This window comes from Amycolatopsis sp. NPDC104587 (assembly GCF_055583645.1).
The window spans coordinates 45,970-65,737 of sequence record NZ_JBVJNO010000024.1 but is presented as its reverse complement, the minus strand read 5'-3'; the positions used below and the strand labels follow the sequence as shown (position 1 = coordinate 65,737).

At 69.7% G+C, this 19,768-nt stretch carries 17 protein-coding genes; 11 read left to right on the top strand and 6 right to left on the bottom strand.

Features of this window, described 5'->3' with window-relative positions; genetic code table 11:
* Positions 1 to 124: 124 nt before the first annotated feature.
* On the top strand, positions 125 to 856 hold the full coding sequence (locus ACZ61C_RS45815; protein ID WP_465314266.1) for a dienelactone hydrolase family protein: 732 nt from the start codon (positions 125 to 127) through the stop codon (positions 854 to 856).
* On the opposite strand, the gene ACZ61C_RS45810 is transcribed toward ACZ61C_RS45815, so the two are convergent.
* From ACZ61C_RS45810 to ACZ61C_RS45800, 3 genes are read right to left on the bottom strand one after another with little or no spacing between them, the layout of a single operon-like run.
* Positions 826 to 1,704 carry an ABC transporter permease gene (locus tag ACZ61C_RS45810; protein WP_465314265.1) on the bottom strand — a complete coding sequence of 293 codons (879 nt, stop codon included), beginning with the start codon at positions 1,702 to 1,704 and terminating at the stop codon, positions 826 to 828. The genes ACZ61C_RS45815 and ACZ61C_RS45810 overlap by 31 nt on opposite strands.
* Positions 1,701 to 2,675, bottom strand: coding sequence for an ABC transporter ATP-binding protein (locus ACZ61C_RS45805; RefSeq protein WP_465314264.1), 975 nt, complete (start codon positions 2,673 to 2,675; stop codon positions 1,701 to 1,703). The genes ACZ61C_RS45810 and ACZ61C_RS45805 overlap by 4 nt, the downstream gene beginning before the upstream one ends.
* Entirely contained in the window at positions 2,672 to 3,769 is a 1,098-nt protein-coding gene (locus ACZ61C_RS45800) for a LolA family protein (RefSeq protein ID WP_465314263.1), read from the bottom strand. Before ACZ61C_RS45800 ends, ACZ61C_RS45805 begins: the two co-directional genes overlap by 4 nt.
* A gap of 147 nt (positions 3,770 to 3,916) precedes the next feature.
* Here ACZ61C_RS45800 and ACZ61C_RS45795 point away from each other — a divergent pair, with 147 nt between their 5' ends.
* From ACZ61C_RS45795 to ACZ61C_RS45785, 3 genes are all read left to right on the top strand, one after another.
* Positions 3,917 to 4,633, top strand: a complete 717-nt coding sequence (locus tag ACZ61C_RS45795; RefSeq protein ID WP_465314262.1) for a response regulator transcription factor — start codon at positions 3,917 to 3,919, stop codon at positions 4,631 to 4,633.
* Positions 4,630 to 5,949, top strand: a complete 1,320-nt coding sequence (locus ACZ61C_RS45790) for an ATP-binding protein (RefSeq protein ID WP_465314261.1) — start codon at positions 4,630 to 4,632, stop codon at positions 5,947 to 5,949. Before ACZ61C_RS45795 ends, ACZ61C_RS45790 begins: the two co-directional genes overlap by 4 nt.
* Positions 5,950 to 6,093: 144 nt before the next feature.
* A complete protein-coding gene (locus ACZ61C_RS45785) occupies positions 6,094 to 6,483 on the top strand; it encodes a (deoxy)nucleoside triphosphate pyrophosphohydrolase (RefSeq protein WP_465314260.1) in 390 nt (129 codons plus the stop codon).
* Positions 6,484 to 6,561: 78 nt separating this feature from the next.
* Here the strand turns inward: ACZ61C_RS45785 and trpS are convergent, their stop codons facing one another.
* Positions 6,562 to 7,581: a tryptophan--tRNA ligase gene (gene trpS / locus ACZ61C_RS45780; protein WP_465314259.1), complete on the bottom strand. Its 1,020-nt coding sequence runs from the start codon at positions 7,579 to 7,581 to the stop codon at positions 6,562 to 6,564.
* 172 nt (positions 7,582 to 7,753) lie between these two features.
* Between trpS and ACZ61C_RS45775 the strand changes: the two genes are divergently transcribed.
* Positions 7,754 to 8,053: a YciI family protein gene (locus ACZ61C_RS45775; RefSeq protein ID WP_465314258.1), complete on the top strand. Its 300-nt coding sequence runs from the start codon at positions 7,754 to 7,756 to the stop codon at positions 8,051 to 8,053.
* Position 8,054: 1 nt separating this feature from the next.
* Here ACZ61C_RS45775 and ACZ61C_RS45770 read toward each other — a convergent pair whose 3' ends face one another.
* Positions 8,055 to 8,210, bottom strand: coding sequence for a hypothetical protein (locus ACZ61C_RS45770; protein WP_465314257.1), 156 nt, complete (start codon positions 8,208 to 8,210; stop codon positions 8,055 to 8,057).
* Between the two features lie 194 nt (positions 8,211 to 8,404).
* On the opposite strand from ACZ61C_RS45770, the gene typA reads away from it, so the two are divergent.
* The 6 genes from typA (at position 8,405) to ACZ61C_RS45740 (ending at position 17,772) form a co-directional block, all read left to right on the top strand.
* Positions 8,405 to 10,330, top strand: a complete 1,926-nt coding sequence (gene typA, locus ACZ61C_RS45765) for a translational GTPase TypA (RefSeq protein WP_465314256.1) — start codon at positions 8,405 to 8,407, stop codon at positions 10,328 to 10,330.
* Positions 10,331 to 10,706: 376 nt separating this feature from the next.
* The gene (locus ACZ61C_RS45760; protein WP_465314255.1) at positions 10,707 to 12,443 is read left to right on the top strand and encodes an ABC transporter family substrate-binding protein; all 1,737 of its coding nucleotides are present in this window, start codon (positions 10,707 to 10,709) and stop codon (positions 12,441 to 12,443) included.
* A gap of 290 nt (positions 12,444 to 12,733) precedes the next feature.
* A complete protein-coding gene (locus tag ACZ61C_RS45755) occupies positions 12,734 to 14,545 on the top strand; it encodes an ABC transporter family substrate-binding protein (protein WP_465314254.1) in 1,812 nt (603 codons plus the stop codon).
* Positions 14,546 to 14,733: 188 nt separating this feature from the next.
* Positions 14,734 to 15,750 (top strand): ABC transporter permease, encoded by a 1,017-nt coding sequence (locus ACZ61C_RS45750; protein WP_465314253.1) that lies wholly within the window; start codon positions 14,734 to 14,736, stop codon positions 15,748 to 15,750.
* The gene (locus tag ACZ61C_RS45745; protein ID WP_465314252.1) at positions 15,743 to 16,672 is read left to right on the top strand and encodes an ABC transporter permease; all 930 of its coding nucleotides are present in this window, start codon (positions 15,743 to 15,745) and stop codon (positions 16,670 to 16,672) included. The genes ACZ61C_RS45750 and ACZ61C_RS45745 overlap by 8 nt, the downstream gene beginning before the upstream one ends.
* 83 nt (positions 16,673 to 16,755) lie before the next feature.
* The gene (locus ACZ61C_RS45740) at positions 16,756 to 17,772 is read left to right on the top strand and encodes an ABC transporter permease (RefSeq protein WP_465314251.1); all 1,017 of its coding nucleotides are present in this window, start codon (positions 16,756 to 16,758) and stop codon (positions 17,770 to 17,772) included.
* 103 nt (positions 17,773 to 17,875) lie between these two features.
* Here the strand turns inward: ACZ61C_RS45740 and ACZ61C_RS45735 are convergent, their stop codons facing one another.
* Entirely contained in the window at positions 17,876 to 19,657 is a 1,782-nt protein-coding gene (locus tag ACZ61C_RS45735) for an ABC transporter ATP-binding protein (RefSeq protein WP_465314250.1), read from the bottom strand.
* Between the last annotated feature and the right edge of the window lie 111 nt (positions 19,658 to 19,768).

The window sequence follows — 19,768 nt, the reverse complement described above, 5'->3', positions numbered from 1 at the left end:
GTGCGGCTTTTCCGCGCCGCGGGCCTGGCCCTGCTGGTACCAGGAACGGCGGACCGTCCCCACGACAGGGGCTGGGACCGCGGGCCGGTGCGCGGCAGGCTCGGCCGGGACGAAAGGACTTCCCATGTGCCACAGCACCGAAAGCCGCCCGCCCGCACCGCCGGTCCGGGGCGAGGTGGCGGCGGACGGACCCCTGACGCTGACCTCGAGCGTCGAGTTCCTCGCCCACCACGCGGTGCCCGCCGCGCCGAACGGCCGCAAGGTCGTCCTGCTGCCGGACGTGCGCGGGGTGCACGCCTTCTACCGCGACCTGACCCGCCGGTTCGCCGAAGCCGGGTTCGAGACGGTCGCCGTCGACTACTACGGCCGCACCGCGGGCCTCGGTGCGCGGGACGACGCGTTCGACTGGGAAAGCCACCTGCCGCAGGTGCGGCCGGACGACGTCGCGGAAGACGTCGCCGCCGCACGGGACTTCCTCGGCGACGGGCCGGTGTTCACCGTGGGCTTCTGCTTCGGCGCCGGTCAGTCGTGGCGGCTCTCGGCGGCGGACCTCGGCCTCGCCGGGGTGATCGGCTTCTACGGCCTGCCGAAGCTGGTCGAGGACGTCGTCGACGACCTCGAAGCACCGATGTTGCTACTGCTGGCCGGCGAAGACGTCGCGACGAGCCGCGCCGAGTTCGACGCCTTCACCGGTTCGCTCGACGCGGCCGGAGTGCCTTACGAACAGCACGTGTACGCGGGCGCGCCGCATTCGTTCTTCGACCGGTCACACGCGGAGTGGGGCGAGGCCTGCGACGACGCGTGGCGCCGCATCCTCGCCTTCACTCAGCCGTCGCGAGTGGACAGTCGTGCGTAGGCCAGCGACAGCCCGATCACGATGTAGCACGCCGCTCGCAAAGCGCCCTCGCCCAGCATCTGCGTGCCCATCGGGTCCTGCAGGACCTCGGCCGGGGCCATCGACCAGTCCTTCGTCAGCAGGAACGGGTGCAGCCAGTCGAGCGATGTCAGGAACCCGAGGATCGTGAAAACGATGTCGGCCGCCAAGACCGACGCCACCACCAGCATCGGGTGCTCGGTCCAGCTGGAGATCGCCAGCGCCACCGCGCCGACCGCCCACAGCTGGAGCACCACCCAGCCCGCCATCAGCAGGATCCGGGCCAGCGCGCCGCCCAGGGACAACGTCGTGCCGGACAACGTGAACAGCGAGTCCGTGCCGTTGATGATCAGGCCGGTCACCACGCCCGTCACGCACATCGCCAGCACCGAGACCACCGACACCGTCGCGACGCCGAACGCCTTCACCGCCAGCAGCCGGCCGCGGCCGACCGGGGCGATCAGCCAGCCGCGCAGGGTGCCGTGGGCCGTCTCGCCCGCGATCGCGTCCGCGCCCGCCATGGCCGAGGCCAGCGGCAGGAGCAGCGCCAGGGACATCACGACCGCCGCGATCGGCAGCACGAACGCGTTGTTGACCGCGGACGCCAGCAGCGCCCCGCCGCCTTCGTCCGGGCCGCCCCCGCCGGCCGGGTTGTCGTCGACCAGGGTCAGGCCGATGCCGATGATCACCGGGATCAGCGCCAGCAGCCCGAGCACGGCGAGCGTGCGCGGCCGCCGGAAGATCCAGCGCAGCTCCGCGGCCAGCAGCCGCGGCAGCGGCACCGTGTCGTGGCCCGTGCGGGCCACCGGGGCCTCGAGTACCGCCGTCATTCCGCCCCCTCCGTCAGCCGCGCGAACAGGTCTTCCAGCCCGGTGCGGGCCCGCGTCGCCTCGTGGACCGCGACCCCCGCGCCCACCAGGACCTGCAGCACCCGCGGCGCTTCCGTCGCCGTCAGGTCGGCGCGGACGCCGTCCGGCGTGAGCCGCGCGCCGATCCGGTGCTCCCGCAGCACTTCCACGGCCTGCTCGGCGTCCGGCGTGCGGACCAGCAGGGCCGCGTTCCCGGACTCCAGCAGCTCGGCCAGCTCGCCCTGAGCGACGACGTTCCCGGCCTGCAGCACGGCCACGTGCGTGCAGGTCGCCTCGACCTCGGCCAGCAGGTGCGACGACACGAGCACGGTCACCCCGTCGGCGTGCAGCTCGGCGACGATCCTGCGGATCTCCCTGGTACCAGCAGGGTCGAGGCCGTTGGTCGGCTCGTCGAGCACGACCATCTTCCGCGGCACGAGCAACGCCGAGGCGAGCCCGAGCCGCTGCTTCATGCCAAGTGAGTAGCCCTTGTACCGCCGTCGCGCGGCGGCGGTCAGCCCGACGCGCTCCAGCGCGGAGTCCACCGCGGACGGGATCCCGGACGACGCCAGCCGCGGTTCGGCCGCGGCGAAGCGCAGCAGGTTGTCGCGCCCGGACAGGAACGGGTGGAAGCCCGGCCCCTCGACCAGCGCGCCGACGTCCGGCAGCGCGTGCGCCGCGGCTTCGGGCATGCGACGGCCGAGCAGCTCGACCTCGCCCTCGGTCGGCCGGACCAGGCCGAGCAGCATCCGGATGGTGGTCGTCTTGCCCGAGCCGTTGGGCCCGAGCATCCCGACGACGGCGCCTTCCGGGATGTCGAGGTCGACGTGGTCCACGGCGACGGTGCTGCCGTAGACCTTGCGCAGTCCCCGGGTGCGCGCGGCCAGGGGAACCGCCGGGGCGGACGCCTCCGAAGAGACGTCCGCCCCGGACTCCACAGTGGTGCTGGTCACTTCTGACCCAGCGCTTCGTAGAGGACCTGCTCCGGCACCGCGCCGGCGGCGAACCGGCCGTCGTCGGTCAGCACCGCGGTGCCGACCTTCGTGGTGACGAGGTAGCCGCTGCCCCAGGCGCCGTTGACCTTCTTGGCGAAGCGCTCGAGCAGCGCCTTCGGGTCCGCGTTGGCGCCGCGGCCTTCACGACCGGACTGCTGCTTCGGCGCCGCGTTCAGCGCGTCCGCCGGGACCTTGCCCGTGACGACGGTGTCCCAGCCGTCGCCGACGACCTTGGTGGCCTGCTTGGCCTGCTCGGCGAGGTCCTTGTCCTGCTGGTCGACCGTCGGCGTCTTCTCCTGCACCTTCGCGCCCTTCGGCGGGGTGAAGGCGAAGAGGTCGGCCGGCTGCTGGGTGAACTGGATCTCGGTGAACGCGACCTCCAGGGCCGGCGTCGACGTCCCGTTGCTCAGCACCGACACACGCAGCGGCATCCGCGTCTGCGAGTCGACCGCGACGCGGATCTCGCGCAGCAGCGTCCGCTCGGTCGGCTTCGGCGTCAGGACCAGCTCGTAGGCCGGGCGGTCCGCGACCGTCGCGGTGCCGTCGACCGACACCGTGCTGCTCTCCCGGACCTTCGCCAGCAGCTCGGTGCTCGCCGCGACCGGGTCGGCGGTCTTGTCGCTGCCCGCGCCCTTCTGCTGCGCGACCTCGGCCGGGATGGTCACCTTGGTCGCGGTGTTCGTCTTGGAGCTGTAGTCCCAGACGGTGGTCCCGTCGTGGACGACGGTCTCCTGGCTCGCGCCCTGCGTGACCGCCAGCCGGCTCTTGCCCGCGCCGTCGGTGAAGATGTGCGCCGAGTCCATGTTCAGCGCCGACGCCCCCGGCACCGCGTTGCCCACGGCGGGCAGGCCCAGGTCGTTGCTGACCTTCACCGTGCCGTCGAACGCGCCCGGCTTGGCCTTCACGACCGACTGCACGAGGTCCTCGGCGCTCACCTGAGGCAGCGCCGGCTTGTCGTCGGCACTGGCCGGCATCGCGACGAACGCGAGCCCGCCGGCGCCGAGCGCGGTGCCGACGACCGCGGCGGTGATGCCCTTCGTCTTCGGTTTCATGCGTCTCTCCCTGTGGTGTCCCGGGCTCGAGTGTGCCCGGCTCCCTGGCCACGACGCTTCCCTCTCGAGGCTGAGATACCCCTGAAGGTTCTCCCTTCCACGCTGAGATCGTGCTGAGAGATCCCACAGGACCTGCGCAAACCGGCCATGATGAGGAGCGTGAAACCTCGGGTGCTGGTGGTCGACGACGAACCGGGCGTGCGGAAGGCGCTGCAGCGCGGGCTGCGCGCGGAGGACATGGACGTGGTCACCGCCGCGGACGGCCCCACCGGCCTGCAGCTGGCGGGCACCGGCTCGTTCGACGTCATCCTGCTCGACATCATGCTGCCGGGCCTGTCCGGTTACCGCGTGCTGGAGCGGCTGCGCAAGGACGGCGTCACGACGCCGGTGCTGCTCGTCTCGGCCAAGGACGGCGAGGTCGACCAGGCCGACGGCCTCGACCTGGGCGCCGACGGGTACCTCGTCAAGCCGTTCTCCTTCGTGGTGCTGGTCGCGCAGGTCCGCGCGGTGCTGCGCCGCGCCGGGCCGGAAGCGGGCCGCGGCACGCTGAAGCTCGGCGCGCTGGAGGTCGACCGCGGGCTGCGGCAGGTGCACTGGAACGGCGAAGAGGTCGGCCTGAGCCCCCGCGAGTTCGCGCTGCTCGAGGTGCTCGTCGGGCGCGCGGGCACGGTCGTCACGAAGGACGAGCTGCTGCGCGCGGTGTGGGGTGAGGAGCAGGCCGTGACGCGCAACCTCGTCGAGGTGTACGTCGGGTACGTGCGGCGCAAGCTCGACGCCGTCGGCGCGGGCGCGCTGCTGCGGACCGTGCGCGGGCACGGCTACCTGGCCTCGGACGCCCAGCTCGACGAGGTCATCACCCCGTGATCTCGTGGTGGCGGGGGCGGTCCCTGCAGGTCCGGATCACCGTCCTGGCCGCGACGATCACCCTGGCCTGCCTGCTCGGGCTGGCCGCGCTGGCCGCGGCGAAGCTGTCCCCGCTGCTCATCGACTCGGTCGACCGCGAGCTGACGGGCGCGCTCGGCCCGGCGAGCGCCGAGGTGAGCGCGGGCCGGCCGCTGTCCGGGACACCACCGGTGACCCTGCGGGTGCTGGACATCTCGGGCGCGCCGGTGGACGGCGGCACACCGGCCGGGCTGTCGCCTTCGGACGTCTCGACGCTCAAGGCCGGGCAGCCGGTCCAGGTCGACGGCGCGCGGTACCTCGGCACGGTCGTCAGCGCGCCGGACGGGGCGCAACGGCTGGTCGTCGCGGGCGCCGGCCTGGTCGGGTTCTCGGCCGCCGTGCACTACGGCGGGGTGTGGCTGGTGGTCGTCGCGTCTGTCGGCGCCCTGGTCGCGGGCCTGGCGACGTGGCTGGTGGTGCGGCTGTCGCTGCGGCCGGTGGCGCGCATGCGCGGTTCGGTGCGCTCGCTGCCGCCGGGCTCGCGGCTGGCCCTGCCTGACTCCCACGACGAGCTGCGCGCACTCGCGGAGGAGTTCAACGCGCTGCTGGAACGGCAGGAGCAGGCGAGCGACCGGCTCCGGCGCTTCACCGGCGACGCCGCGCACGAGCTGCGGTCGCCGGTCGCGTCGATCCGGGTGCAGGCCGAGGTGGCCGTGACGAACCCCGATCCGGAGCTTTCGCAGGAGACGTTGTCGGACATCTTGACCGAGGCCGAGCGGCTTTCGTCGCTGCTCGACGGGCTGCTGTCGCTGGCCCGCTCGGACGCGGGGGAGGTGCCGGCGGCGGAGCCGGTCGAGCTGGTCAGCGAGGTGCGCGCGGCCGTCGCGCGGCTGCCGGCGGGAGCCCCGGAGACGCGCGTGAGCAACGCCGTCGCGCAGGCCTGGGCGTCGTCCGCGCACGCCGAGGTGGAGCTGGTGCTGGACAACCTCCTGCGCAACGCGTGCCGCTACGCGCGCGGCGAGATCGTGGTGTCGGTGCTGGCGTCGCGGGCGTCGGTGCGGGTGGTCGTCGACGACGACGGCCCGGGCATCGCGCCGGAGCACCGCGAGAAGGTGTTCGACCGCTTCTACCGGATCGCCGACGACCGGGCCCGGTCGTCGGGCGGGACGGGACTCGGGCTGGCCATGGTGGCGGAGACGGTCCGGCGGCGCGGCGGCCGCGTCCAGGTGGGGGAGTCGCCGGACGGCGGCGCGCGGTTCGTGGCCGTCTGGCGTACCGCCGCGGGCGGGGAAGCGTGATCGGAGGGGCGGCTCGCGTGTCTGGAAGGGCATCTCGCGTGATTGAGGGGGCATCACGTGTGATTGGAGGGGCATCACGCGTGACGGGGGGTCGTGACGGCTCGGCGAGGCCGGGGAAGCGGCTTCCGGGTAGATTCCGGGGCTGTGAACGGTGTGATCGTGGGTGCCGCCCTGGTGCGTGACGGCAAGCTGCTGGCCCAGCAGCGGGCCTGGCCGCCGGGGCACGCGGGGCAGTGGGAGCTGCCCGGCGGACGGGTCGAGGCCGGGGAGTCGGACGCCTTCGCGCTGGCCCGCGAGTGTAGCGAGGAGCTCGACGTCGTCATCGAGGTCGGCGACCGCGTCGGGCCGGAGGTGCCGCTGCCCGGGGACAAGGTCCTGCGCATCTACGCCGCGAAGCTCGTCTCGCCCGGCGAAGAGCCGCGCGCGGTGGAGCATCTCGCGGTCCAGTGGCTCGGGCCCGACGACCTGGACGACGTCGACTGGCTGCCCGCCGACCGCATCCTGCTGCCGGCCTTCCGCGCGCTGCTGGCCTGACCGCGTGCGCCGGTTCGAGAGGCTGCACGCCTGGCCCGGCGGTGGCGGCGAGAGCCCGCTTCGCCGCCACCCGGCCTTTCAACAGGCGCCGATCATCCGCAGCGCCGCGTCGACCCGATGGGAGCCGCGTTCCCGCGCGCGCTCGGCGCCCGCTTTGCGGACCTTCTCCAGCTCGGCGGCGTCTTCCAGCAGGGTTAACGCTCGTTCACGCACGGGCCGCAGCTCCTCGATCACGGCGTCCGCGACGGCGTCCTTCACCGCTCCGTACGACGTGAACTCCTCGGCCAGGTCCGCCGGGGAACCACCCCGGCACGCGGCGAGGATCTCCAGCAGGTTCGCCATCCCCGGCCGGGTGTCCGGGCTGTGCACCGGCACGGAACCGCCGTCGGTGACCGCGCGGCGGATCTTGCGGCGGACCTGGTCGGGCTCGTCGAGCACGAACACCACGCCGACCGCGTCCCGCGTCGACTTCGACATCTTGCGCGTCGGGTCGGTCAGGTCCTTCACCCGCGCGCCCGCGGGCGGGAGCACGGCCTCCGGGATCGTGAACACCTCGCCGTACGTGCTGTTGAAGCGCTTGGCGAGCGTGCGTGTCAGCTCGACGTGCTGGCGCTGGTCCTCACCGACCGGCACCTCGTCCGCGCCCTGCAGGAGGATGTCCGCGGCCATCAGCGCCGGGTAGGTCAGCAGCGACAGCCGCACGCCCGCCTGGCCCTTCGACTTTCCATCCATGCCCCCGCCACCGCCCTCAACGGAGGCGCTGCGCGCCGCTGATTTTTCTTTGAACTGGATCATCCGCGCGGCCTCGCCGTAGTTGCAGGTGCACTCCAGGACCCAGGTCAGCGCGCCCAGCTCGCGGGCCAGGTCGGACTGGACGAACACGCGCTCCGGGTCGATGCCGGCGGCGATGAGCACGGCGAGCTGCTCCCTCGCCAAGGATCGGAGTTTCGCCGGGTTGTGCGGAGTCGTCATGCCGTGCAGGTCGGCGACGAAGTACAGGTCGTCCGGCCCGCCTTCGCGAGCCCAGCGGCGGACGGCGCCGAGGTGGTTGCCGAGGTGGACGTGACCCGAGGGCGTGATGCCGGACAGCTTGCTCATGTGTCTTCCCTTCGAGGTGGGACCACCCCGGGAGAAGGCACAAAAAAGGCCGCCCGTCCGGGGCGGCCGCTGGAGTTCAGCGCAGGGTCAGTGGGCCGCCGAGGGCGGCCACCAGCTGGCAGTCTGCGCGTGCATGGAGCGAGCATAGCCGAGCGGGTCTACCGTCGTAACCATGTTCGCCGTGCTGCTGACCTACACCGCACCGATCGAAGAAGTCGACTCGGCGCTGCCGGACCACGTCGAGTGGCTGGACCGGCAGTACGAGCGTGGTCTCTTCCTCGCCTCCGGAGCGCGGAAGCCGCGGGTCGGCGGGGTGATCATCGCGCGCCCGATGTCCCGGGGGAAGCTGGACGCAATCCTGGCGGCGGACCCCTTCGCGGTGAAGCACCTCGCCCAGTACGAGGTCATCGAGTTCTCGCCGACCAAGACCGCTCCGGAGCTGCGGCTGCTCAACGAAGCGGTCACGCACTGAGCTAGGCGGCGAGGTCCAGCTTCTCCTTCGCCTTCTTCAGCGCGAGCACCGGGCACTTCTTGCAGCGCGGCTTCGACCGGCAGCACTTCTTCTTGACCTTGCCGGCCTTCATCAGCTTGCGCACGACCTTTCGCGGGTCCTGCGGCTTCTTGCCCACGCGCACGCACCTTCCGATTCGGCGACGTTCACCGGGTTTCCACGTTAGGTCAGCCTAACCGACGTGGGGGCGTGGGGCCGCTCACAATGGGGTGGCAGGTATCCTGGGTGAGGTCCGCGTGTGACCAGAGCCGGTCACGGGATGCCTGACGGGCTTACGCGGCCATCCAACCCTTGAAGTTCAGGAGTTCTCGCGTGCCCGCAGCCAGCGCTACCGTCGAAACCGGCCGGGCGACCGGTAAGACCCGGCCCGACCTGCGCAACGTCGCGATCGTCGCCCACGTCGACCACGGCAAGACGACCCTCGTGGACGCCATGCTCCGGCAGTCCGGCGCCTTCGCCGAACGCGCCGAGGTCGTCGACCGCGTGATGGACTCCGGGGAGCTGGAGCGCGAAAAGGGCATCACGATCCTCGCGAAGAACACCTCCATCCACCGCCAGACGCCCGAGGGCTCGGTGACGATCAACGTCATCGACACCCCCGGCCACGCCGACTTCGGCGGTGAGGTCGAGCGCGGCCTGGCCATGGTCGACGGCGTCGTCTTGCTGGTCGACGCGTCCGAGGGCCCGCTCCCGCAGACCCGCTTCGTGCTGCGCAAGACCCTCGAAGCCGGCCTGCCGGTGATCCTGCTGGTCAACAAGACCGACCGGCCGGACGCCCGCATCGCCGAGGTCGTCGAGGAGACCCACGACCTGCTGCTCGAGCTGGCCAGCGACATCGAGGACGCCGACCACGACGCGATCCTCGACCTCCCGGTCGTCTACGCCTCCGCGCGCGCCGGCAAGGCGAGCCTGGAGCAGCCCGCCGACGGGGAGATCCCCGAGAGCGAGAACCTCGACCCGCTGTTCGACACGCTGCTCCGGCACGTGCCGCCGCCGGCCGCCGACCTCGACGCGCCGCTGCAGGCGCTGGTCACCAACCTCGACGCGTCGAACTTCCTCGGCCGCATCGCGCTGATCCGCATCCACGCCGGCAAGCTCCGCAAGGGCCAGACCGTGGCCTGGATGCGCGAAGACGGCACGGTGCAGAACGTCCGCATCTCCGAGCTGCTGGTCACCGAGGCGCTCACCCGCGTCCCGGCGACCGAGGCCAGCGCGGGCGAGCTCGTCGCCATCGCCGGTATCCCGGACATCACGATCGGCGACACCCTCGCCGACTCCGAGACGCCGGTGGCGCTGCCCCGGATCACCGTCGACGAGCCCGCGATCTCGATGACCATCGGCGTCAACACCTCGCCGCTGGCCGGGCGCAACGGCGGTGACAAGGTCACCGCGCGGCTGGTCAAGGCCCGCCTCGACCAGGAGCTGATCGGCAACGTCTCGATCCGCGTCCTGCCGACCGAGCGCCCCGACACCTGGGAGGTCCAGGGCCGTGGTGAGCTGGCGCTGGCCATCCTCGTCGAGCAGATGCGGCGCGAGGGCTTCGAGCTGACCGTCGGCAAGCCGCAGGTGGTGCTGCGCACGATCGACGGCAAGCTGCACGAGCCGTTCGAGCGTCTCTACATCGACTCGCCGGAAGAGCATCTCGGCGCGATCACCCAGCTCCTGGCCGCCCGCAAGGGCCGCATGGAGGACATGAGCGGCAACGGCAGCGGCCGGATCAAGCTCGAGTACGTGCTCCCGTCGCGCGGCCTGATCAGCTTCCGCACCGACTTCCTCACCGAGACCCGCGGCACCGGCATCGCGAACCACGTGTTCGAGGGTTACTTCCCGTGGGCGGGCGAGATCCGCACCCGGCACAGCGGCTCCTTGGTCGCCGACCGGACCGGCCCGGTCACCGCGTACGCGATGATCCAGCTGGCCGACCGCGGCACGTTCTTCGTAGAGCCGGGCGCCGAGGTGTACGAGGGCATGGTCGTGGGCGAGAACCCGCGCTTCGAGGACCTCGACATCAACATCACCAAGGAGAAGAAGCTGACGAACATGCGTCAGTCCTCCGCCGACGTGATGGAGACGCTGGCCCGCCCGCGCAAGATGGGCCTGGAAGAGGCGCTGGAGTTCTGCTCGGTCGACGAGTGCGTCGAGGTCGCGCCGGCGGTCGTGCGCGTCCGCAAGGTCACGCTCGACGTCAACACCCGTGCGAAGGAGCGTTCGCGCGCGAAGAGCCGCGACAACGCCTGATCCGAAATCGCGAAAACCTCCCGGCGGTCACCGCCGGGAGGTTTTTCGTTTCCGCTGCCGGTCACCCTGGGTGGATATCCGGCCGACCCGAAGTCACGAATTCGGCCGTTCTTCTCCTTATATCTTTATAGGGCTCCGACGGCTTCGAAGCCTGGTGTTCACCCTCGCGTGAATCCCGTCCCGTGTCCGGGCCGTGTTCGTTCCGCCGTTCCGGAACGGTCCGGGAACCCGGACGGTCCTCCGTGCGTCCTTTTCGATAGTGGCACCAAGGGGTGCCGGACCCGGCCGATCCGGGTGTGGGAATCTCGGTTCCGGACGCGAAGGCGGTCATGGGAGCATGGCTGACCCGATCGGGGAGAATCTGGGAGGACGGGGCGTGCGGGTGAATCGCAAGGCGGGGCCGGTACTGGCACTCGCGGCCGTGCTGCTCGCCGCCTGCTCGAACACCCCGCCACCGCCGGTCGTCTCGTCGTCGGTGGCGCCGGTGTCGACCACCGGCAAGACGCCGTCGCAGATCGTCGTCGGGGTCGACGACGTGCTCGGTGGGTACAACCCGCACAACCTCGCGGACTCCTCGCAGGTGACCTCGGCGCTCTCGCAGCTGCTGCTGCCCTCGGTGTTCCGCCAGAAGGACGACGGCAGCACCCAGCTGGACAAGAACCTCATGAAGTCCGCGGCGGTGGTCTCGCAGCAGCCGTTCGTGGTCGGGTACGACATCCGGCCGGACGCGTCCTGGTCCGACGGCGCGCCCATCGCCGCCGAGGACTTCGACTACCTGCGCACCCAGATGCGCGACCAGCCCGGCGTGATCGGCCCCGCCGGCTACCGGCAGATCACCGACCTGCAGTCCCGCGAAGGCGGCAAGCGCGTCGAGGTCACCTTCGCGAAGCCGTATCCCGGCTGGCAGACGCTCTTCTCGGACCTGCTGCCCGCCCACCTGCTCAAGGACGCCCCCGACGGCTGGCGCGGGGCGCTGGCCTCGAACTTCCCGGCCATCGCCGGCCCGTTCTCGATCAAGAGCCTCGACACCGCCCGCGGCGAGGTCATCCTCGAGCGCAACGAGCGCTACTGGGAGAAACCCGCCGCGATCGACCGGATCGTGCTGCGCCGCTCGGACCGGCAGACGCTGCTGGCCGCGTTGCAGAGCGGCAACGACCAGTTCGCGCTCGCCAGGACCGACGGCGACGGGCTCAAGCGGCTCGGCGACCTCGGCCCGGCGGTCAAGCTGCACACCGTGGCCCGGCCGCTGGTCGCCGACGTGCTGCTGCGCCCGGTCAGCGCCACGCTGCAGGACACGCAGGTCCGCGCCGGGATCGCCGCGATGATCGACCGGACCAAGCTGATCACCGAGGGCGTCAACGGCGGCCCGTCGGCGCAGCTGCACGCCGACGCGCAGGTCAAGCCGCCGTCGGTCGCCGGGTACACGGCGACCATCCCGCCCGGCCCGCCCACCGCGCCCGACCTCGCCAAGGCCGAGGAGTCGCTGAAGGCGGCCGGCTACACCAAGACCGCGGGCAGCTGGCGCAAGAACGGCAAGGCGCTCTCGCTGGTCATCGCCTCGCCGGGCACGCAGGAGCCGTACGCGACGATCGCGAAGGAGCTCACCGGCGAGCTCGCGGCGCAGGGCGTCGAGGTCAACGCGATCACGCCGCAGCCGCGCGACCTGTTCGGTGGCCTGCTCGCGATGCCGGTGGTCGACGGGGTCCAGCAGCCGACCGGCGACTCGGCGGGCAACGTCGGGATCGACATCGCCGTCGTGCCGCAGGCGACCGGCGGCGACACGGCGTCGGTGCTCGCGTCGACGTTCGGCTGCCGGCTGGAGCAGACCGCCACGAACGCCGACCCGAACAAACCCGTCGTTCCGGGCAATTCGGCCGGGTTCTGCGACCCGGCGCTGCAGCCGTCGATCGACGCGGCGCTGTCCGGGGCGACCCCGATCGCCGAAGCGCTGACCACTCTTGAGCCTGAACTTTGGCGCCAGAACGTGGTGATTCCGCTGTTCCAGATGGCTGACACCCTGGCGATCGGCTCCGGCATCTCGGGCGTCACGCCGGGTCCCCCCATGGTGGGCCCGTTCGGGTCGGCGGTGAACTGGACTCGCGGCCCGAAGTAATCGCTCGGCTACGCATTCAGTACTACCGGGTGATCTTCACTGACGCCTTCGAGTAGGAGTCTTTGAATCCGTGAGGTAACCGTCGTATTTCTGGATGTCCACTGGAAGTCACCCTTTGGTCACGATCGACCCTGAACTGGTGACTGTCGGTGCTTTTCCTTTCTAGCGTGCACCCGCAGTGCGCCAGTTGAGTGTCGCTTGGCGTGTCGTAGGCTCCGGCCCATCCAAACCGGAGCGGTGTGGGCCCTTGTCCCGATATTCAAGGGCTCAGTGCTAGGAGGGCACACTTCATGAGGAGATCCAAAGCAGTCTCCGCTTTGTCGCTCGTCGCCGGCGCTTCGCTGCTGCTGAGCGCCTGCAGCGGCGGCGATTCGGGTTCGGGCAGCACGGACACCAACGGATCGTCGACCGACGTCAAGGCGATGGCTGTCGGCAAGGCCGAGACCGGTGACCTGTTCAAGCTCGCGGACACGCAGGCGTACGACGGTACCGTCACGATCGGTATCGACGACGGGTACTCGGGGTACAACAACCAGACCCCGGACACCAACAGCTCGTACAACAACTACATCCTGGCCGCGGTGCTCTCCGGTACGTTGAAGCTCGACGGCAACAACAAGGTGCTGCTGAACAGCGACGTCTTCGAGTCGTGGGACGTCACGTCGAAGGAACCGCAGCAGGTCACCTACAAGATCAAGCCGAACATCAAGTGGTCGGACGGTCAGCCGTACGACTGCAAGGACATGTACCTGGCGTGGCTGTCGCAGAGCGGCCTGGCCAAGGGCCCGGACGGCAAGAACCCGTTCAACTCGGCTTCGACCACCGGCTACTCGCTGATCAACAAGGCGACCTGCAAGGACAACCTGACCTTCGTCACCGACTACAGCGAGCCGTACCTCGACTACAAGGGCCTGTTCAACGCTCCGGCGATCATGCCCGCGCACATCCTCGAGGCCAAGACCGGCATTGCCGACATCACCAAGCTGGCCCCGACCGGCGACCCGGCCCAGGTCAAGGCCGCCGGTGACTTCTGGACGAACGAGTGGAAGGGCTTCAAGGCGGACATCATGCCGTCGTCGGGCCCGTACAAGATCACCGCGTTCGACGCCAACCAGAAGGCCGTCACCCTCGAGAAGAACCCGCAGTGGGCGGGCGGCAAGGGTGGCCCGTCGAAGGTCGTCGTCCGCGCCATGGAAGACACCAAGGCCATGGCGACCGCGCTGCAGAACGGTGAGATCGACGTCGCGGCGTCGACCCAGCCGGACGCCACCGCGGCCCAGACGATGAAGGGCCTCGCGGCGCAGGGCGTGACCTACGGTTCGGCCCCGCAGCTGACCTACGAGCACCTCGACCTGAACTTCAAGCGCATGTTCGCGGACAAGGACCTGCGCAAGGCGTTCTTCGAGTCGGTGAACCGCAAGGAGATCACCGACAAGCTGCTCAAGGAGGTCCAGGCGGACGCGGAGCCGCTCAACAGCCTGGTGTTCTTCCAGGGTGAAGAGGGCTACACCGACCTGTACAGCAGCAAGGCGGGCCTGGGCGCCGACGCGGCGGCCAAGACCCTGACCGACGCCGGCTGGGTCAAGGGTGGCGACGGCATCTTCGCGAAGAACGGCGTGCGTGCCTCGTTCAAGATCACGCACAACCAGAACGCGCGTCGCAGCCAGACCGTCGAGATCATCATCTCGCAGGCCAAGGCCGCGGGCATCGAGGTCAAGGACGAGACGGACGCCAACTTCCTCAAGGGTGGCCGCGTCTCGACCGGTGACTACGACATCGCGCTGTTCGGCTGGTCCGCCCAGCCGTTCAAGGCGGAGTCGCGCTCGATCTACGTCTGCCCGGACAACGGTGGTGAGCAGAACTACCAGGCGCTGTGCGACAAGAAGATCGACGACCCGTACACCGCCGCGGTGAAGGCCACCGACGAGCAGGTCAAGCTGCAGAAGTACCAGGAGGCCGACAAGGCCATCGCGGACGACTACGCTTCGCTGCCGCTGTTCCAGACGCCGAGCATGTGGGCGTTCAAGGGCGTCGACCGCGTCTACATGCAGTCGTACGACGGTGTTCTGTGGAACGTCGGCGAGTGGGAGCAGAAGAAGTAGGGCTCGTCCCGACTCTTCTTTCCCCTCGCTCCAGATGACCTGGGAGGTACTGGGGGTCCGGCCACAAGCCGGGCCCCCGGTACCCACCGGAAGTAGCTGTTGACCGTAGGGTTACCACCACTACGGTAGACAACCGGGTAGCGGTCCAGCGCACTTCTGACGACCAGGCCCGGATGAGGAGCAGTTCGTTGAACCTGGTGATCTACATCCTTCGCCGTCTGGCGATATCGATCCCCGTCCTGCTGGTCGGGACTTTCTTGTGTTTCGTCATGGTCGCCGGCACCGGCGACCCGCTGGGTGAGCTGCGGCAGAACCCGCAGATCAGCAAGGAAGCGCTGGCCGCCACGGCCACCAAGCTCGGTCTCGACCAGGGCATCATCCCCCGCTACTTCTCGTGGCTCGGTGACTTCCTGACCGGCGACTGGGGCATCTCCATCGCCCAGGGCAACGCCCTCGCGCCGGTCGCCCCCAAGGTGATGGCCGCTCTCGGCGTCACCTTCAAGCTGGTCGTCGGGGCCGAGATCCTCGCGCTGGTCATCGGCATCATCATCGGTGTGCTGGCCGCCGTGAAGCAGTACTCGATCATCGACTACATCGCGACCACCCTCGCGTTCCTGCTCTTCTCGATGCCGATCTTCTGCGTCGCGATCGTGCTGAAGCGCTACGCGATCGAGATCAACGGCTGGGTGCGCGACCTGGGCCTGTCCGACGTGCTCGGCAACCCTTGGCTGCGGACCACCAGCCCGGAGCAGCTGAAGACCGACGGCGTCGGGGACTTCATAACCAGCACGATCGGCGCGTACCTGCTGCCGACCCTGTCGATCATGGCGATCAGCTTCGCCGCGTACAGCCGGTTCCAGCGCGCTTCGATGCTCGAGGTCATGGGCTCGGACTACGTGCGCACCGCGCGCGCCAAGGGCCTCGCCAACGGCCGGGTCATCTTCCGGCACGCGTTCCGCAACGCCCTCATCCCCGTGACGACGCTGTTCTCGGTGAACTTCGGCTCGGTTCTCGCCGGCGCCATCATCACCGAAACGGTCTTCAACTGGCACGGTATGGGCACGTTGCTGGTGGAAGCGGTCACGAAGAACGACACTCAGGTCATGATGGGCTGGCTCGTGGTGATCGCCTCCCTCGTGATCATCGCCAACCTGATCGCCGACCTGATGTACGGCATCCTGGACCCGAGGATTCGCGTTGGCTGACTTGAACTCTCTTATCGCGAGCGAAGCCGCGAGCACCGAAGGCACGCTCCCTTCGGAGGCCCTGCCGGAGCCGCGCAGCCAGGGCAAGCTGGTGCTGCGCAAGTTCCTGCACCACAAGCTGGCGATGGCGTCGACGGCCGTGCTGGTCCTCATCGTGCTGCTCAGCATCCTGATGCCGATCTTCTGGAAGCACAGCTACCAGGACAGCTCGTTCCCGTCGTTCGCCAAGCCCAACGGCGACTTCCCGCTCGGCACGACCCAGGTCGGCAAGGACATGGTGTCGCAGGTGCTGCGCGGGACGCAGTACTCGCTGCTGATCGCGCTGACGGTGTCGATCCTCGCCACCGTGATCGGTGTGGTGTTCGGCGCGGTCGCCGGCTACCTGCGCGGGTTCACCGACTCGGCGATCTCCCGGGTGACGGACCTGTTCCTGATCATCCCGCAGATCGCCGCGGCGGCCATCCTCGCCAAGGTGTTCGGCGGCGGCACGTGGTACATCGTCGCGCTGGTGCTGTCGGCGTTCGCGTGGATGCCCATCGCCCGGATCACCCGGGCCGAAGCGATGTCGTTGTCGCAGCGCGAGTTCGTCGACGCGGCGCGCGCTTCGGGAGCCGGCGTCACCAGGATCATCTTCAAGCACCTGGTGCCGAACATGGTCGGCAGCATCACGGTCAACGCGACCCTCGCGGTCGCGCAGGCCGTGCTGGCGGAAGCCGCGCTGTCGTTCATCGGCCTCGGTGTCCAGCTGCCGGACACCTCGCTCGGCCGCGTCATCCTGGAGAACTACGCCCAGCTGCAGACGCGGCCGGCGCTGTTCTTCGGGCCGTTCATCGTGCTCGTGCTGATTTCACTGACGATCAACTTCATCGGTGACGGTCTTCGCGACGCCTTCGACCCGCGCCAGCGGAGAATGAAGGCCTGAACGCACGACGCGGGGGTGACCGGGTTCCGGTCGCCCCCGCGTCCGTTCACCGCCGTGAGGGCCGCCGGAACTGGGGGTTTCGGATGAACCTGGTGCTCTACGTGCTCCGCCGGCTGGTCATCTCGATCCCGGTCCTGCTGGTCGGCACGTTCCTCTGTTTTGTCATGGTGGCCAACACCGGCGACCCGCTCGGCGAGCTGCGGAGCAAACCCGGGATCAGCGCACAGGCGATCGCCGACACCGAGCACAAGCTCGGCCTCGACCAGAGCGTCGTCTCCCGCTACTTCACCTGGCTCGGGCACTTCCTCAGCGGCGACTGGGGCATCTCGATCGCCCAGGGCAACGCGTTCACGCCGGTGCAGCCGAAGGTGATGGCCGCGTTCGGGGTGACGCTCGAGCTGGTGCTCGCGGCCTCACTCCTGGCGCTCTTCTTCGGTGTGCTGGTCGGGGTGCTCGCGGCGGTCAAGCAGTACTCGATCTGGGACTACGCGGCGACGACGCTGGCGTTCCTGATGTTCTCGATGCCGATCTTCTGCGTCGCGATCGTCCTCAAGGGCTACGCGATCCGCGCCAACATCTGGGTGCGCGACCTGGGCCTGGCCGACGTCCTCGGCGACCCCTGGCTGCGCACGACGAGCCCGGAGAGCCTCTCGGCCACCGGCGTGGGCGACGCGCTCGCGAAGTACGTCGGCGCGTTCCTGCTGCCGACACTGTCCATCATGGCCATCACGTTCGCCGCGTACAGCCGTTTCCAGCGGGCGTCGATGCTGGAGGTCCTGGGCGCCGACTACGTGCGTACAGCGCGCGCGAAGGGCGCGTCGAACAGCCGGGTGATCTGGCGCCACGCGTTCCGCAACGCGCTGATCCCGGTGATGACGCTGTTCTCGGTCAACTTCGGCGCCACGGTGACCGGCGCGATCATCACGGAGACGGTCTTCAACTGGCACGGCATGGGCACGCTGCTGGTGGAGGCGGTCAACAAGAACGACCCCCAGGTGCTGATGGGCTGGCTGGTGGTGATCGCGGCGAGCGTGGTGATCGCGAACCTGGTGGCGGACCTCCTGTACGGCATCCTGGACCCCCGAATCCGCGTCGGCTGACGCCGGCCTTCAAGCGCCCCAATGTGGCCTTGGGTGCGTCAGACGCAACCAAGGTGGCCTTCGGTGCGTGAGACGCACCGAAGGCCGCCTTGGGGCGCTTGGGTCAGTCGGCGACCGGGGCCAGCTTGCCGGCCTCCCAGGCCGCGCGGCGCTCGGCCTGCAGCACCGGGTCGGCGACCGGGGCCGCCGACAGGAGACGGCGCGTGTAGTCCTGCTGCGGCGAGTGCAGCACCTGGTCGCGGGTGCCGATCTCGACGAGCTTGCCGTGCTGCATCACCGCGACGCGGTCGGCGAGCAGGTCGACCACCGCCAGGTCGTGGCTGATGAACAGGCAGGCGAACTGCAGCGACTGCTGCAGGTCGAGGAACAGGTCCAGCACGCGGGCCTGCACCGACACGTCCAGCGCCGACGTCGGCTCGTCCGCGATCAGCAGCGCCGGGTCGAGGGACAGCGCGCGGGCGATCGCGACGCGCTGGCGCTGGCCACCGGAGAGCTCGTGCGGGTAGCGGTTCATGTAGTGCCCGCCCAGCTCGACCTTGTCGAGCAGCGACCGCACGCGGGCCGACAGCTCCTTGCCGGACAGCACCTTGTGCAGCACCATCGGCTCGGCGATCGACTCACCGATCGTCATCTTCGGGTCCAAGGTGGACGCCGGGTCCTGGAACACGATCGAGAAGAAGCGGCGCAGCGGCCGGATCTCCTTGGCCGACATCTGGGTGATGTCCTTGCCGGCGATCGCGATGGTGCCCTCGGTCGCCCGCAGCAGGCCGACGGCGCACCGCCCGACGGTCGTCTTGCCCGAGCCGGACTCGCCCACCAGGCCGACGATCTCGCCCTTGGCGATGGTCAGCGAGACGTCGTCGACCGCGCGGTTCTTGTTCTGGCCGCGGCGGCCGGGGTACTCGAGCACCAGGTTCTTGATCTCGAGGGCCGGCGCGGCCTCCTCGATCACGGCTTCCAGCTCGGCGTCGGCCAGCCGGATCTCCTCGGCGATCTTGGCCGCCTCGGTGCTGTCGGAGGCGATCCCGGCGTCGTCGAGCAGGCGGCGCCCCTCCGGACGCTGGCCGAGCACCGGCACCGCGGCCAGCAGCCGCCGGGTGTAGTCCTCCTTCGGCGACGCGAACAGCTCGCGAGAAGGAGCCTCTTCGACGATCTCGCCCTGGTACATCACGATGACGCGGTCGGCCATGTCGGCGACGACGCCCATGTCGTGGGTGATCAGCACGATCGCGGTGTCGAGGGTGTCGCGCAGCTTGCGCAGCAAGCCCAGGATCTCCGCCTGCACCGTGACGTCGAGCGCGGTGGTCGGCTCGTCGGCGATGATCACCTTCGGGTCGCACGAAATCGCCATGGCGATGACGACGCGCTGGCGCAGACCGCCCGACAGCTGGTGCGGGTACTGCTTGAACCGCAGCTCCGGGTTCGGGATGCCGACCATGTCGAGCAGCTCGACGGCGCGCGCGTCCGCGGCGGCCTTGGAGATCTCCTGGTGGGAGCGCAGGGCCTCGCGCAGCTGCCAGCCGACGGTGTAGACCGGGTTCAGCGCGGTCATCGGCTCCTGGAAGATCATCGCGACCTGGTTGCCGCGGATCTTCTGCATGTCCTTCTCTTTGAGGTCCGCGAGGTTGCGCTCTCCGAGGCGGAGCTCGCCGGCGATCCGGCTGGTCTTGGGCAGCAGGCCCAGCACCGACATCGACGTGACGGACTTGCCGGACCCGGACTCCCCGACCACGGCGACGATCTCGCCGGGCTTGACGTCGAACCCGATGCCCTTGACGGCGTTCACGACGCCGTCCTCGGTCTGGAACGACACGCTCAGGTCGGAGATCGACAGAACGGATCCGGACACGCCGGCGACGTCCGCCGAAGTTGCTTCAGTGCTCACCAAGATGCCCTTCGTGGGGGTACAGACGATCGCGACGCGGCGGTCGCGACTCGCGCGAGGATAACCGAGGGTGTCCCCGACGAAGGTCGGAGCACGGGAATTACGCTCAAC

What these genes read in the sequence shown, in the direction of transcription:
- ACZ61C_RS45815 (WP_465314266.1), top strand. Translation starts at nt 125, where the DNA reads ATGTGCCACAGCACCGAAAGCCGCCCGCCCGCACCGCCGGTCCGGGGC.
- ACZ61C_RS45810 (WP_465314265.1), bottom strand. Translation starts at nt 1,704, where the DNA reads ATGACGGCGGTACTCGAGGCCCCGGTGGCCCGCACGGGCCACGACACG.
- ACZ61C_RS45800 (WP_465314263.1), bottom strand. Translation starts at nt 3,769, where the DNA reads ATGAAACCGAAGACGAAGGGCATCACCGCCGCGGTCGTCGGCACCGCG.
- ACZ61C_RS45795 (WP_465314262.1), top strand. Translation starts at nt 3,917, where the DNA reads ATGATGAGGAGCGTGAAACCTCGGGTGCTGGTGGTCGACGACGAACCG.
- trpS (WP_465314259.1), bottom strand. Translation starts at nt 7,581, where the DNA reads ATGAGCAAGCTGTCCGGCATCACGCCCTCGGGTCACGTCCACCTCGGC.
- ACZ61C_RS45775 (WP_465314258.1), top strand. Translation starts at nt 7,754, where the DNA reads ATGTTCGCCGTGCTGCTGACCTACACCGCACCGATCGAAGAAGTCGAC.
- ACZ61C_RS45755 (WP_465314254.1), top strand. Translation starts at nt 12,734, where the DNA reads ATGAGGAGATCCAAAGCAGTCTCCGCTTTGTCGCTCGTCGCCGGCGCT.
- ACZ61C_RS45740 (WP_465314251.1), top strand. Translation starts at nt 16,756, where the DNA reads ATGAACCTGGTGCTCTACGTGCTCCGCCGGCTGGTCATCTCGATCCCG.